This window comes from Aerococcus sp. UMB7834 (genome assembly GCF_030215145.1).
Classification (GTDB): Bacteria; Bacillota; Bacilli; order Lactobacillales; family Aerococcaceae; genus Aerococcus.
In genome coordinates this window covers 1-14,767 of sequence record NZ_JASOLI010000004.1, presented here as the reverse complement: position 1 = coordinate 14,767, position 14,767 = coordinate 1, and the positions used below count along the sequence as shown (strand labels likewise).

At 46.9% G+C, this 14,767-nt stretch carries 13 protein-coding genes; 2 read left to right on the top strand and 11 right to left on the bottom strand.

Going from position 1 to position 14,767, the window contains the following annotated elements; translation table 11 throughout:
* The first annotated feature begins 5 nt into the window (after positions 1–5).
* Complete coding sequence (locus QP339_RS03845) at positions 6–1,157, top strand: M20 family metallopeptidase (protein WP_284910500.1); 1,152 nt, start codon at positions 6–8, stop codon at positions 1,155–1,157.
* A gap of 55 nt (positions 1,158–1,212) precedes the next feature.
* Here the strand turns inward: QP339_RS03845 and QP339_RS03840 are convergent, their stop codons facing one another.
* From QP339_RS03840 to QP339_RS03790, 11 genes are all read right to left on the bottom strand, one after another.
* The gene (locus tag QP339_RS03840) at positions 1,213–1,716 is read right to left on the bottom strand and encodes a glycosyltransferase (protein WP_502869650.1); all 504 of its coding nucleotides are present in this window, start codon (positions 1,714–1,716) and stop codon (positions 1,213–1,215) included.
* Between the two features lie 21 nt (positions 1,717–1,737).
* The gene (locus QP339_RS03835; protein WP_284910498.1) at positions 1,738–2,220 is read right to left on the bottom strand and encodes a glycosyltransferase; all 483 of its coding nucleotides are present in this window, start codon (positions 2,218–2,220) and stop codon (positions 1,738–1,740) included.
* Between the two features lie 16 nt (positions 2,221–2,236).
* Entirely contained in the window at positions 2,237–2,431 is a 195-nt protein-coding gene (locus QP339_RS03830) for a hypothetical protein (RefSeq protein ID WP_070618735.1), read from the bottom strand.
* Positions 2,421–3,770, bottom strand: a complete 1,350-nt coding sequence (gtfB, locus tag QP339_RS03825) for an accessory Sec system glycosylation chaperone GtfB (RefSeq protein WP_284910497.1) — start codon at positions 3,768–3,770, stop codon at positions 2,421–2,423. The genes QP339_RS03830 and gtfB overlap by 11 nt, the downstream gene beginning before the upstream one ends.
* The gene (gtfA, locus tag QP339_RS03820) at positions 3,763–5,274 is read right to left on the bottom strand and encodes an accessory Sec system glycosyltransferase GtfA (protein ID WP_284910496.1); all 1,512 of its coding nucleotides are present in this window, start codon (positions 5,272–5,274) and stop codon (positions 3,763–3,765) included. Before gtfA ends, gtfB begins: the two co-directional genes overlap by 8 nt.
* A 10-nt stretch (positions 5,275–5,284) precedes the next feature.
* Positions 5,285–7,654 (bottom strand): accessory Sec system translocase SecA2, encoded by a 2,370-nt coding sequence (gene secA2 / locus QP339_RS03815; RefSeq protein WP_284910495.1) that lies wholly within the window; start codon positions 7,652–7,654, stop codon positions 5,285–5,287.
* On the bottom strand, positions 7,641–8,609 hold the full coding sequence (asp3, locus tag QP339_RS03810; protein ID WP_284910494.1) for an accessory Sec system protein Asp3: 969 nt from the start codon (positions 8,607–8,609) through the stop codon (positions 7,641–7,643). The genes secA2 and asp3 overlap by 14 nt, the downstream gene beginning before the upstream one ends.
* Positions 8,609–10,141 (bottom strand): accessory Sec system protein Asp2, encoded by a 1,533-nt coding sequence (gene asp2, locus QP339_RS03805; RefSeq protein WP_284910493.1) that lies wholly within the window; start codon positions 10,139–10,141, stop codon positions 8,609–8,611. The genes asp3 and asp2 overlap by 1 nt, the downstream gene beginning before the upstream one ends.
* Positions 10,110–11,636, bottom strand: a complete 1,527-nt coding sequence (gene asp1, locus QP339_RS03800; protein WP_284910492.1) for an accessory Sec system protein Asp1 — start codon at positions 11,634–11,636, stop codon at positions 10,110–10,112. Before asp1 ends, asp2 begins: the two co-directional genes overlap by 32 nt.
* Positions 11,637–11,653: 17 nt before the next feature.
* Complete coding sequence (gene secY2, locus QP339_RS03795) at positions 11,654–12,907, bottom strand: accessory Sec system protein translocase subunit SecY2 (protein WP_284910491.1); 1,254 nt, start codon at positions 12,905–12,907, stop codon at positions 11,654–11,656.
* 228 nt (positions 12,908–13,135) lie between these two features.
* On the bottom strand, positions 13,136–13,702 hold the full coding sequence (locus tag QP339_RS03790) for an LPXTG cell wall anchor domain-containing protein (protein ID WP_284910490.1): 567 nt from the start codon (positions 13,700–13,702) through the stop codon (positions 13,136–13,138).
* Between the two features lie 166 nt (positions 13,703–13,868).
* On the opposite strand from QP339_RS03790, the gene QP339_RS03785 reads away from it, so the two are divergent.
* On the top strand, positions 13,869–14,093 hold the full coding sequence (locus QP339_RS03785) for a hypothetical protein (protein WP_284910489.1): 225 nt from the start codon (positions 13,869–13,871) through the stop codon (positions 14,091–14,093).
* Positions 14,094–14,767: the final 674 nt, after the last annotated feature.

The following is a 14,767-nucleotide window of genomic DNA, read 5'->3' as shown; positions in this document are numbered from 1 at the left end:
CCACCATGCGTTCAGAAGAAGCTCTAAAACTCCTCCAAAAACTCCTCCAAGTCAACACTGTCGAAGGTCAGGAAGGCCAAGCCCTCGCCCGATTGATTTCCTACCTAGAAAAGCTCGGCTTCGACTGCCAGACCAGTTCCTATGCCCCTGACCGCGACCAATTAGTCGCCTCCTGGTCTTCTGGCCAGCCCGGTCCACGCCTCGGACTGACCGGTCACCTGGATGTGGTCCCCAGCGGCCTGGAAGAGGCCTGGACCTATCCTCCCTTTGCGGGCCAAATCAAAGACGGCAAGATCTATGGCCGGGGAGCGTCCGATATGAAGGGCGGTCTCGTTGCCCTGGTCGCTGCCGCCAGCCAGCTCATCCAAGCAGGGTCCATTGAAGCCGGCAGCCTCCACTTCATCATTACAGCTGATGAAGAATCCGGGGGCAAGGGGGCCGAAGCCCTGGATCAGGCTGGCCGCGTTCCAGAAGTCGATGCCCTCATCTGTGCCGAACCTACTGACTCCACCATCTGCACCGGCCACCGGGGCGGCCTCTCCCTCAAGTTCGAGAGCTTCGGCCAAGCCGGACATGCGGCCACTGCATCCCCTGACCAGAATGCCCTCAGCCCCTTGCTAGACTTGGCCCCGGCCATCCGCCAAGACTTCCAGGACCAAGCAGCCCAGCTCAACCACCCCATCCTGGGCCAGCCTTCCCTCCAAATCTCCTGTCTCCATGCTGGACACAAGGCTAACCTCGTCCCCGACTCTGCCTGGATGACCTTGGACCGGCGAACGCTGCCCCAGGAAGACCACGGGCAGATCTTAGCCAACTACCAGAAGATGGTCGACCAGATCAGTGCAGACCGACCCTATCCCAAGACCCAGCTCCGTGTCATTGCCAACATGCCTGCTCTGGCAACAGACCCGTCTGCCCGGCTCATCCAAGCCAGCCAGGCTGCCTATAAGCAAACTTTCAACAAGGAAGCCCAGCTCGCCCCCTTCTTTGGCGGCACAGACTGCGTGGCCATTGCCAGCCAGAACCCTGGCCTGGAAGTAGTCATCTTCGGCCCCGGCAAGACCCAGCACCAGGTCGACGAACACCTGGACCTAGCCGACTTCGACCAGGCAATACACTTTTTTGTTGAGCTAATTACAGGATATTTGAAGCAATAGAAAGAAGCGTTAGCGGTTCTCTCGGAAACCGGCTAACGCTTATTTTTGTATCGAATTATGACTTAGCATCCAAACACTTGAAAATCGCTTCAGTGAGCACACGCTTGGTATAGAAACCTTGGGTGATTAAAGGGCGGTAGCGGTCAACATGGTCAACCAAATCATCATAATCTTCTGCTGAAATGTTGGCGACAAAGTCTTGGGCTTCTTCAAGGGAGTCTGCCACCAAGCCTAAGTGATTGGCTTCAATAATATCATGGTTGGAGAGGTGTCTAGGAACAACAACAGGGATTCCGGCCGCTAGATAAGTCCCTAACTTATGGGTGATACATAATTTGAAATATTCATTGATCTGGTCATCATCAGCCCAAACCAAACCGAAACCTCCCTTAGCGAGATTGACGATTAATTCGGTATCCCGCATAAAGCCACAGGGAATGACCTGGTCAGGCAGCTCTGTTTCAGGGTCTCTCGAATAGACCCGCAAAGGAAGATTGCTCTGCCAGTTCTTAGCAAAGTTGAATTTATTCACATCCCCCGCGAAGTGAAATTGGCGGATGAATTCAGGTCGATCTAGGTCTTAGTCAATCGGATGGTCCCACATTTCCTGGACAACATAACGATCTACCTGCAAGCCTTCCTGGCGCAAACGTTGGTACATGGCTTCTGTCGGAACAATGAGGACATCTGCCATATTATAAATTTCAATCATAGTGGGCATCAGATAGGCATTGGGTTCGAACATCAAGGGAAGGACGTCATGGATATAAATAGCAATTTTCAGTCTTGGATAAGCTCGCAGCTTCCGAATAATAGCTTGATCAAATTCTACATTATTCCAAGTGGGATATTGTAAAACAATAAAATCTCCAAAGCCCACCCCAGAAAAAATACCGTCTAGGCGTGTCCTTAATTCCGATTCTGAATCGGCTTCTACCGGGTAGGAGTATACCGGAACCTTATCGAAACCCATCTCTTTAGCAATATCGGCTGTCGCAATTTGAGCTAGCATGGCTGTACTCGTATAAGAATGGCCATATAAGCAAGTAATATGTGTGTGCATCGCATTCTCCTCATTCCTATGACTTAAAGAGCGTTAATAAAGAAAGTAGTAAGCCTAAGAGGACAGACACCCCCATCAGAACTCCTATGATCATGGGAAGCTTGCTTAACTTATCGTCTGCTTCTTCTTGGTCCTTGGCCTGTTTTTGCCGCTCCTTCTCTAGCATCTCTTGAATTTCTGGATCTAGTACATTTTTATGTTTATTTGTCATGGCATCCTCCAGCTAAGACGTCTCGATAATCTTCAACACGAGTTTGGCCGGCATGAGCTAGCTGGACTTCAATTCCCCTAATCCACAAAGTCTCGTCCAATCCAACTTGGTCTAGGTGCGCAATTAAACCTTCAACATTTGCTTTGTCAAAACGATGTTCAGCTGCTGTGTACCTATCTTGGTGGAGGGTTTCCCGAAAGGCTAGGATCAGCTGCCTGTGATCAAAAGCGCGGCGTACGGCATTAAGGATCTCGTTTGCATAGTTAATATCGAGATAGACCTTACAGCGCTTCAAGAGATCTTCTACCTTGTCTTGGGATATATTGGGGTAGAGGGTCAAATTGGAGAAATGGTCCAAGCCCATCAACTTATCAGACATCTCAGTCAATGCCCCCACATGGAAGTGCCAGTCAGGCAACGCTTGCAAGAGCTCTTCCAAAGACTCTACTTGGTCTGAATTGGTTAAGACTAAGGCCTCATTTGTGTTGCGAACAGGCTCTTCTATTGGATAGATATAGCCTAAATGTTTCAACTGGTCGCTAGTCCCTGCTTCTTGCTCGGCAAGCAAGCCCTCTAGGCGTTGGTAATTGGTCTCGTCATCCACAATTACGGTCCGAGCCCTTGGCGTCGTCCCTGCAAAAATCATCTGCATGTTCCCTGGAATCGTATCTTGAATGGGTTCTTGCCAGAAAAGAATATCCTCACCAGGTAAAGCTAAGCGATGGGAGACGAGGAAGGGCATGGCTAGGGAATTGATCAGCATGCCCGAAAGATCAAAGCCTGCTTCTTTTAAATAAAAGCAAATAAAGTCAACCTGGTCTCTAAAAAAGTAAGTTTGCCCTTGGTAATTCAGGCTTAGCGTATCGGTCACTAAGTTATGGACCAGGGCTTCCTGGCCCTGGGTATCATAGTAAGTTTTAATGGACATCCGCTCTTCTGTATCGAAAGCAATCCGACTAAAGCGCCGACCATACTGGTTGTAAACATCGACAAAGGCCACCCTCCCCTTCTCGTCCAACCAGTCGACCTTATTAATGAGACGCTTGTGCTTGGGCTCTGCGTAATAGATACGTGCCTTGACCTGTCCTAGATCTTCTAGGCGAGCGCTACTGTTATCGCCCATAATTTCCCAATAAGCAGGAACGGGCAGTTCATTAAAGTAGAGTGCCCGACAAGACGCATCTTCTTCGCCCATAAAGAACTGGAAGGGGCTAGCCAAGTGGTCATCAAGAAAACCATCATCTGTTAAAACAACTGTGGGCCAATCAAAGCCGGCTGCTTCTAAAGACCGTCCCAGGTCTCGACTGGTTTGATTGTCTTGGTCAAATAAATTAATCATGGCCTACCTCCTCAATAAGTTCCTTCCAGGCCTCGATCACGCGGTCTTCTAAGAAGTCTTCTGCACGCTGATAAGCATGGTCTTGCATGGCTTCGCGGTCAGCCGTCTGATAATAAGTGAGCAGGCGCTGACTCAAGGCCTCGACATAAGCTTCTGTCGGCTGGTTGGCCTGGTAGGGAATCAAATAGCCATTGTAGCCATCCCTTACAAAAGTTACATTCCCATAGTTGACTTCAAAACCAATAATGGGAAGGCCTGCTGCCAAGGCCTCTAAGAGCGTCAAACCAAAACCTTCACTCGTCGATCCTGCCAAGTAGAGGTCATAGTTCTGATAGACTTCAGAGAGGTCTTGGTGGCCTTTCAGCTTAATATAATCTCCGGCTCCCAGTTCCTTAATTAAATCAGTAAGCATCTCTTCCTGGCCGCCTTTACCATAAATATCAAAATGAAGTTCGGGTAAGCTAGCTTTAGCTTGAACAACCGCCCGGACTAACCAATCGATATGCTTCTCACTGGCTAAGCGCGAAGCTGTCATCAGGTAAAAGTCCTGTCTTTGGCCCTTTTGGGGATAGCGTAAGTGGTCCACGCTCCCCACAGGAATGGCATAGACTTGGGCTTTCTTATCATAGTAGTGGGCCAATTGCTGGTCCAGAAGCTCTTTTTGCGCTTGGGTTGAAGCAATAAAGAAATCAATGGCCTCACTATGCATAAACTGATAGTCATAATAATTGTTCCACAAGATATAATAATCGGTTGTTGGACCCGGACTATAGTGTTCCGCATGGATAACAACACCAACCTTAGCTGGTGGGGCATATTGGAGGACTGCCTGTCCGGTCCCTGTCGCTCGGTCGAGGATCACTATATCCTCCTCCGTCAGCCCTAATTTCTGGATGAAGTAGGCAAAGAATTCTTCTTTATTATAGAGGATAGCATCTGGCATCTTATAGCAAGAGTGCTTACCATCTACAATTTCTTCATAGGCTACTGACCCATCTTCATTGAAATAACGCCGCTGGTAAAGCTTGGCCCGCCCATCCTTGGGGGCATAATACTCGGAAAGAAAACGGGTATAGTTATAGTAATCTTTACGCAATAAATTGCCATCCACCACGAATTCAACCCGGTTCACCCGGTCAATGGAACCCTCTACCAGATAGCAAGTCGCAAATTGCCGGCCCTGGTCATAGTAGAGGCGGACAAGCTTGTCTTCGCGTTTTTCTTCTTCAATTGGATAAGCTAGGCTTTCCTTCACATCATTTAGGGTATAGGATGTCGCCTGTATTTTAATATCCGTAAAATAAAGATAGAGCCAAATAATATCCTCATTCCTAAAGCCCATATTTTGGGTGAAATGGGCAATGTTTTCATTCAAAATTAAGTCGACAAAGACAAACTTAGCTGGCACCTGGAGCTGGTCGAAGATCCTAGACCGGTAAATCTGGGAGTATTCCACCCCACTAGATGCCCAACCTATGCCCAAATTAATATTATAGATTGTCATAGCTTCCTCCTTAAGCAAATTGAACCACAGGCTGGCCTGTTTCAGACTGAACCACCTGGCTCAAGGCCAAGTAACGCACAATTTCATAATTAATTCGCCGCTTCATCTCTTGGTAAGACCAGTAAGCCTCACGTTGGTATTCAAAGATAGGGTTTCTCTGTGCAGACCGCCGACTCATCACGACTTGTTTAAACTGGGTCAGATAATCCACCTGTTCAATCCAAGTGCTATCAATGGCTTTGAGTAAGCACTTGCGGATAAAGTCTTCAAAGATTGCCGAATTTTGGATGGTGTTTTTCTTGGCAGCATATTGGTCTTCGAAGATGGCCATTAAATAATCCAACAATTGCCGGTCAGTCATCCCTTCAATGGCTGAACGATCGATACTAACCTGGTAGGATAAGTAGTCATAGATAAAACGCTCGACAGCAAAAACACGTCCCTCTTCATCAAGCTGATTAATGAAGTCTTTGAATACCTTTCGTGCAAGTTTAGGGATATCTACGGCTTCTAAGCCCCCACCTGACAAGAGGGCATTGCGGTCACGGTAGATCAATTCCCGTTGAATCCGCATATCCTCATCCATCTGCAAGATCTGCTGGCGGGCACTCTCACTGCTGCTGTCACTGGCTTCTTGGGCCTGGTCAAAATATTTTTGATAGCGAAAATTAGACAGGGGCTTGCCGTCTAGTCTGCGTTTATCTTGATCAGAATAATAGCGAATATGTTCAGGCCCCCATTTATGGATGAGCTCATCTTCTAAGGAAACAAAAAACTTACTCATGCCAGGGTCTCCTTGGCGGCCAGCTCGTCCGCGCAATTGCAGGTCTACACGTTCACTGGTCATTCGCTCAGTTCCTATAACGGCTAGTCCCCCTAATTCGGCTACTCCAGGACCTAATTTGATATCTGTCCCACGACCGGCCATGGCTGTTGCAACTGTCACAGCCCCCAATTGCCCGGCTTCCTTAACCATTTCAGCTTCTTTGACTGCATTATAGGCATTGAGCACATTATGAAGGATGCCTTCTTTGAGCAGGATAGCGGAATACAGGGCTGACAATTGGACGGAGCCCGTAGCGATTAACAAGGGCTGGCCCGTTTCATGCAATTCTTTGATATAGGCAATAGCTGCTTGGACTTTCTCTGGAAAACTCCGAAAAATCGTATCGGGCAAGTCCTGGCGAATCACTGGCTTATTCGTAGGAATTGAAACCACTTCCATATTATAGGTTGAAATAAATTCCTCCTCAGCTGGCTTACCAGTTCCTGTCATCCCAGCCATTCTATCAAATAACTTAAATAAATTCTGATAAGTGATGGAAGCCATGGACCGATTATCCGCTGTCAAAGAGACATGCTCCTTGGCTTCAATGGCCTGGTGCTGGCCGGCTTGGAGGCGAGTTCCCATAAGTTTTCGTCCATCCTGTGAATCTAGAAGAATGACTTCGTCATCCTGGACCACATAATCTTTTTCATTTTCAAAGAGAAAGTGTGCCTTGAGGGCCAGCGTTACCTGGCGAACGAGTTCGCGATTATCCTTGTGGTAAAAGCACTCCAAGCGAAAATAGTCTTCTGCCTGTTTAATACCTGCTTGGGTCAACCAAACCGCATCTTTCTCATCCGTGACAAAATAATCCTTGCCTTCTTCCAAACTCACAATAAAGGCATCAGCTAGCTGGTAGAGGTTGGACTGAACACGGGGAGAGCCTGAGATCACCAGTGGACTGGTTGCCCCATCGAGCAAGACAGCATCGACTTCGTCAATGATGACATAGTAGAAGTCACGCAGGTACTGCTTGTCTTGACTGTCAGCAAGGTTCTCTCCCAAATAGTCAAAGCCTAGGCTCGAATGTGTGGTATAGACAATATCTGAAGCATAGATGGCCTGCTTGTCTTCAGGCGTCAAATCGTCTGCATTCTCCGGTGCCCCCATGGCGATGGAAAGACCCATAAATTCGTAGAGGGGCCCCATCTCTTCAGCGTCACGGCAGCTTAAATAATCATTGACTGTCACTAGAATCACGCTCTTGCCCGTCAGAGCGTTCAGATAGAGGGGGAGGGTCGCCGTCAAGGTCTTCCCTTCCCCTGTCTTCATTTCAGCAATGTGGCCCTCATGGAGGACAATGCCCCCCAGGACCTGAACATCGTAGGGATACATGCCTAGGACACGCTTGGCCGCTTCACGGACAGCAGCGAAGGCTTCGGGTAAGAGCTCATCCAGGCTCTCCCCTCCCTGGTAGCGGGCCTTAAACTCATCGGTCTTATGACGCAATTGGCCATCTGACAGGCCAGCCATGTCGTCTGCTTCCTGGTTCACGGCTTTAAGAATTTTATTCAGGCGGCGCAAGCGCCCCCGATCCAGATCAAAGACGGACATCTACTGAACCCCCTCTCTTCAAAAGCTTTAATTGTGGCCGGTAATCTAACAAGAAAGCCGCAGCAGGCTCACTTTGTTCCAATAGCCCCGGTGCGTAGATGGTGACAACCTGGCTAGATAGTAAGTCTTGGTAATTAGCCAGAAAGCCCTTTAAATCACTGGACAAGTTAAAGGCCGCGTAAAGATCTAAATAACTAGAGGCAGGCAAGAAATCTTCTGTCACATAGGTCGGACAGGATAAGCGATAGCCATGGTATAGTGCAGCCAGATTGCTGATAGGCCCATAGCCCACCAGCTTCAAGTCGCTTTGCTGCTCCGCAACCTGATCAAGTAAATGGGCAGCCTCTCCCTGCAAGTAAAGATGACCATTGCTGAGCAGTGAGGTCAGATAAGACCATTCTGCCTTGCCCCCCTTCAATGAAGAGAATTGGGGACCATTTCCGACTTCATCAAAGACGAGGAAGGGGCTTGATAAATCTGCTTGGTACAAGCTGTAAGCATCCTCAATAGGATCTTCGCTAGAGTCATCAGCTCTTTTAAGAAGCACTTGGTAAAAATCGAGCGACAAACAGCCCCCGTGATGTAGGGCAATTTCATAATAATGATAAGCATTGGGCACTATAAAGGAATCATCTGGTCGGCGGAGGTAATTGACCGCTAAGACGTCACCATAATAATCATAGAAGGTCAGCTTGAAAAAGAAACGATCTGCTGGTTGGCTCTGGCCCAATAATACTAGCTGGTAGGCTTGACCAACTTTCAGGAGAGGGAGCTGGGCGCTCGTCTTCGTTCCTTGAAAGATGCTCTGGGAAGACCAAGCATGGATCTGTTCGCCCGATGGCATGAGGGAGTTGGTAAAGGAAACATGGTCAGGACTCTTCCAAATAATCTCTGACCCATAAAGATAATTCTCATAGCTCACCTGTCCCCAACGAATGCTCTGATAATCTTCCATTATCTGCCTCCCTCCTCACTAAATTGCTTCAATAAACGCCGGTATTGGTTAATAAACCAGCTATTAATCCCTTGTGAATTATCATTATGGCGTCCCAGATAGCCCTTGCTGATCACTTTAGCAGTCTTATCTTTCATAATATCCAAGAGCTGATAATAAGCTGTCGGATCATAGTCATCCTGCTTCATATAGGCAACAGCCAGGGTCGTTCCGCGGTAAGTTCCTGCCCGCATCCGGTCAACTACCCGCTGGTCTAAGGCATCAAGTGTCGCTTGGAGATCGCCCGAATTAAAGCGGTTAACCAGGTCCAATGAGGTCTGAAAATCTTCGGGTCGAACCAGGCGTTGCTTCTGCGCCATGCTTCCCATAGCCAGCAAAGGCTTCCCAATGATCAAGGCGTAGGGGTTGAAGAAGCTGCTGTAGTAACAGGCCCCCGTTGTGCCCATGGATAAGCCTGAGAAGATCAGCTGGTCGGGCGCAAAGCCTAAAGTATCCAAAGTCTCCTGGATCTTGGCTAACAAGAGCTCTTCCAAGTCTTGGCTCACCTGGTAAAAAGCGCCCCCTTCCGAACGCGGGTCCCCCACCAAGATAAAGGGATGGTTTAAATTCTTCATCATCCAGAAGCCTTCAAAGCCTTCTGCCGAACGATAACCTGAAAAATAGATATTGAGCGGAGGCTTCAGATTACCTGGATGGAAGTAAAAAATAAGCTCTTCCCGCTGGCTATCTCTTAAGACTTGACCTCCCGCAATAAAGAGGCCAAAAGATTTACGGGAGTGGCGGAGGTGGAGGTCCCTAACTTGAACTTGACCTTCTCCCTTAACTTCAAGGCAGCAAGTGACATAGGTCGCTTCAGTGGAATCCAAGACGATAGGCCTCATCAAGTCCTCTTGGCTAAGCACTTCGGATTTAATGACATCATAGCCTGAGCCCTGACGAATATAGTAAAGCCGTAAGCGCAGGTCCAGGTCAGCAGTCGCCTGGTATTCTAACCATAATTCTAGGTAACGGTCAGGATTGGAAACGATATTGGCTTTCCAATAAAGCAAGGGGGTCCAAAAGATTTCATCAATACTATCAATTATGTAGGCATTGTGCCCCTCCATCCGACACCGTCCCCTAAAAGGCGCTTGGACCTGGATTTGACTAATATTTCGTCGCTCCCCATAATTCCCATCAAAGTATAACTTGGTCATTTCAATGACAAAGTGCTCTCGGTCCTTAATCTGGACAAATTTAGCCTGCTTATAATCAAACCAGACTTGGAAGGCAGGCTCTTGGTAGTAGTGGAGGTAAGTGCTATCAATAAAGACACAATAGGCCTCCATGAAGGGCAGTAAGCTGGCCGCCCAGTCGCTGGGAATGGGCGCCGTCACTAAAACAAGTGAATAGACCTCTGGAGCGTCCTCAGCTAGCAGGTCCATAAGAGCCGCCGAGAGGTCTTCCACATCCATAAAAGTCCACTCCACTTCGCAGAGAAAGTCTACTCCCTGCGACCAATCAACTGTTCCGATTTGTAAGACTCTTGTCACTTGCACTCTCTCCTAAATATCTTTTCCATTCATCGATGATTTCTTGGCTATGGTAGCGATTAATCTTCTCAACCGCATAGACGAGGGCCTCGTTCCAATGTTTAAGACCCTGTAGGTAATAATTTATAGCCTGGCTAACTTGATCAGGATTCTTAGCGATCAAGCCATTCTTTTGGTGGTCAACATAAGGGCTGGCTTTGCGGTTAATTTGTGGAATGCCTGCACTAATCGCTGCAATCTGGGTATAGAGGTCTGCCTCTTCGGATAAGTCAACAACCAGGCGGACGCTTTTGAAGGTTTGAATTAAGTCTTTATCGGTCTCTAGCTGGCTGACCGTAAATACCAGACTTTCTTCCTCGTCTGGCATCTTATCTTCAAAATCTTTAACCCCCTTATCCAGGGAATGAAATTTTGCTTCATAAGTTTGGAGGTAATCACGGAGGGCGAGCTCGCGGTCATAGGACAAGTGGAAGCCCGCAAACAAGACTTTTATGCGCTGATCTTTCTTTATTTTTGGCGTTACAAGCGTCAGAAAGTCCTCAATCACTTGGTCACTGACCCCATCCACTTGGAAGAACACGATTAATTCCTTAACGCGCTGGCTCATCCCTAAACGCAAACGGGTATCAAAGGGGGTTAGATTTAAGGTTTTCCCAGCAGCTTGCGGATATTGCTTATGGAGTAAGTCTTTTTTCTCCTCTGTATCCACCATCAGTAGTTCTGCCGAATTGACCAAGGGCAGAAGGGGCTGGAAAGGACGGCTCGTATAAAGTGAATAAACCAGCTTATAGTGGCTAGGCCCCTCTGCCAATATCCTATCATGCTGGGGGTTATTGGCAAGCACCAGAACGTCTTCTTCCCTCAGATTATGATCCAAATAAGTGCTTAATCGGTCTTGCACAAGAGAGGTCATACTGTCATAAATTTTATTCTCATGGCTTACTTGGCCTGTTCGATGGTCATGAATCAAAACTGCCTGTCCCGAACAATTAAAGAATACTTGCTTCAGGACCTGGCCATGGTCGTCATAATGGTAGCTGCTAGACAGATAGCCCCGGTCATCGAAGATCAAGCGTTTAGACCAATGATTTCCTCGGTAGTAAATCACATCATGGATCCAACCTTCTGACGTATAATTGACCGCTGCATATTGTTCGCCATCCAAATAAGCCAGCATGGTAAAAGGCGTTGGCACAAATTGAATGTGCTGGGGCCAGGATAAGTCATCAATCGATAAAGGATTGGATTCCGTCTGGCTAAAGCCCTGGAGCTCATCAAAGAGCGACCAGTAAGCGACTTGGTCTAGGACCTGGTCATGCATCCGATTTCTAAGATGGGGCATATAGTTTAAAAGAATTAACTGAATGTCTTCATCGGCTTCGTGGAAGAGCCGCATCTGATTAACCGTATCGTCAAATAGAAGTTCGTGCCGTGATAAGTCCGGCTCCCCCCAGTCTTGATTTCTTCCATACCAAGAGGGTAAAAAATAATACATAGTCCCTTCCTCTCCCTTTATTCAAACAATGGTTTATATTTTTCTCGTAAGCTTAAAGCTTTAATCTCATCAATAATCATGATAAATAGTGAAAAGAGAATGAGTACGCTTGATGACATACCGAAAAGTCGAGCATATTCAGGAAAAATCAATCCTAGAATAAGGGGTAAGCCAACGATAAAGGTCATATAGATGGTCCCTAAAATAGCCATATTCAATATCTTTCTCTGGAGGTAGTTAGATGTCTCCTGGCCTGGATTAAGCCCCGATATATAGTCCCCTGTTTTTTGTAGGTTTTCTGCTAGGTCTTCTGGATCTACATTAACAAAAGCAAAACCTAGACTTAATAAAATAATCATTAAGAGATAGAAAGCTGCTCCCAGAGGATGGGTCGTATTTAGTTTAACGATTAAGTCCTGTGCCCAAGCAGCTTGAGGATTAAAAACTAAAATAAGCTGTAAGATATAGCGCGGTAGGGCAGCTAAGGTCATCGCATACATGATAGCCATCCCCCCACTTGGATTGGCTTTAATAGGCAGGTAAGATTTCTCGGCAAAATCATTATTAATCATCACCCGGTTCAAGGGAATACGGCGCTCTCCTCGTTCCATCAATACTGTTGTTAACATGGTGAAAACTGAGAAAAGCAAGATGAAGCAGAGGAGGTATAACTCGGTTTGTGAAGCTACACCCGTGAAGTAAGTTCGCAAGCCGCTAAAATTACGTGGAATGCGAAGCAACATATTCGACAAGATAATAATTGTCGGGCCGCCAATACCATATTGTGAATTCTTATTGCCTAACCAAATCAAGTAAAAAGTACCCGCCAGTAAGAAAATAATCAATATAAGCCGACCCCAGCCCTCTGTTAGGTTAGCTTTATCAATTAAAGGATAAGATAAGACTAAGGATAGGGCCTGGATAATCCCAATCACAAGGGTTAATAAATTTCGATAAATGGTTTCTCGTTTGACTGGAACCTTTAATTTCTTATACCATTTCGACATGGCGATGAAACGCCAGATAATCATCGTTGACATGTAGGGGCCGATACCTAAAGTAAAGAGTGAAACACGTTCCAAATCTCCCCCTGTAACACTTAGAGCAACCGATAGAAAGTCATCGGCTTGGATCTGCTCATTAAAAGTTGCTAGGTCAACAAGTGGTAAGGGGAGCGTTTTTCCGATAATAAGAATAATTAGAATAAGTGCGGTGAACAAGATTTTCTCTTGTAATAATGATAAATGGAAAATTCGCTGTAATCTACTCACGTGTTTATAAATCCTTTCTTCAATATAAAAAATAAAAGGGTTGGGAGATAAACTCCCAAGCCCTATTATCTTCAACGCAATACTACACTGTCATACACTATTCACGTTCACTTATAGTCTTGTCTGATTTACAGGACAGTTTTTATAAAATTGTTAGCTTAGGAGAGGACCCCTTTGCTAAAAGCTTAGCAAGTCTTTGCTAGTTAATGCAAGACTGAGCTAGGCTTTTTATTTTTTCTTGCGTTTGCTTGATACCATACCGAGGCCAGCAAGAACAAAGAGCAGGCTTGGTGCAAGTAAGCTTGCATTTGCCCCTGTCTTAGGCAATACCCGGTTGGTAGCTGGTTGACGACGGTGAGCAAGTGGTTGGGCAACATAGTTTTCTTCCTTGCCGGTCAATGAATCACGGCTGGTCAATGAGCTTTGGGAAGTCTGTGATTCACTGCTTGAAGTTGAAGCCTGGTCGCTCGCTACTTGCGATCCGTCTGTGCTAGCCGATTCGCTCGCTGAGCTAGACTCTGTTCCACTCGTAGGAGCTACTGCAGCTGCTGAGCTTGATGTGCTCATAGATTCGGAAGCAGAATCGCTTGTAGAATCTGGTGCGACATGAGCGGCACTTGATTCAGATTGGCTGATGCTCGTTGAAACAGATGCTGAAGAACTTTCTGATGAAGAAATTGATTCAGCAATCGATTGACTCGCACTTGCAGATTCTGACGCTTGCACCGCTGCGCTTGAAGCACTTGCAGAAGCAGATGCTGAAGCGCTAGAGCTTGAGGACTCAGATGCTGACACACTGGAGCTTGCAGATTCGGATGCCGATGCACTTGAGCTTGTAGACTCAGATGCTGAAGCACTGCTGCTTGCGGATTCAGATGCCGAGGCACTCGAGCTTACGGATTCTGAGGCTGAGGCACTTGAACTTGCTGACTCTGACGCTGAAGCGCTTGAGCTTGCGGACTTGGATGCCAAGGCACTTGAACTTGCTGATTCGGAAGCTGAGGCACTGGAGCTTGCGGACTCTGACGCAGAACCGCTTGAGCTTGCGGAGTCTGAAGCTGAAGCACTGCTGCTTGCGGACTCAGAGGCTGATACGCTAGAGCTTACGGATTCTGAATGTGCTGCTGATACGCTTGTTGAAACTGAATCGCTTGTTGATTCTAATTCAGAAATCCGTGTACTTTGACTCAAGGCAACTGATTCTAAGGTACTAGTTGATGTTGACATTGAGCTACTTACTGAGCTGGACTCGGATTGTGACGCACTTACTGACGAGCTTGCAGATTCAGATGCTGATGCACTTAAACTTGCAGATTCTGATGCTGATGCACTGATGCTTGCGGACTCTAAAGCTGAAGCGCTAGAGCTTGCGGACTCAGATGCTGATGCACTGGAGCTTACGGATTCTGAATGAGCTACTGAAGCGCTAGTTGAAACTGAATCGCTTGTTGATTCCAATTCAGAAATTCGTGCACTTTGGCTCAAGGCAACAGATTCCAAGGTGCTAGTTGATGTCGACATTGAGCTACTTACTGAGCTGGACTCAGATTGCGACACACTCACTGACGAGCTTTCGGATTGACTCGCAGATACTGAGCTAGACTCTGATTGTGAAGTACTTACTGACGAGCTTTCAGATTGACTGGCAGACACTGAGCTTGACTCTGATTGTGACGCACTCACTGACGAGCTTTCAGATTGCGATGCGCTTACTGAACTTGATTCAGATTGTGACGCACTTACTGAGGAGCTTTCTAATTGACTGGTAGACACTGAGCTAGAATCTGATTGTGACGCACTCACTGACGAGCTTTCAGATTGCGATGCGCTTACTGAACTTGATTCAGATTGTGACGCACT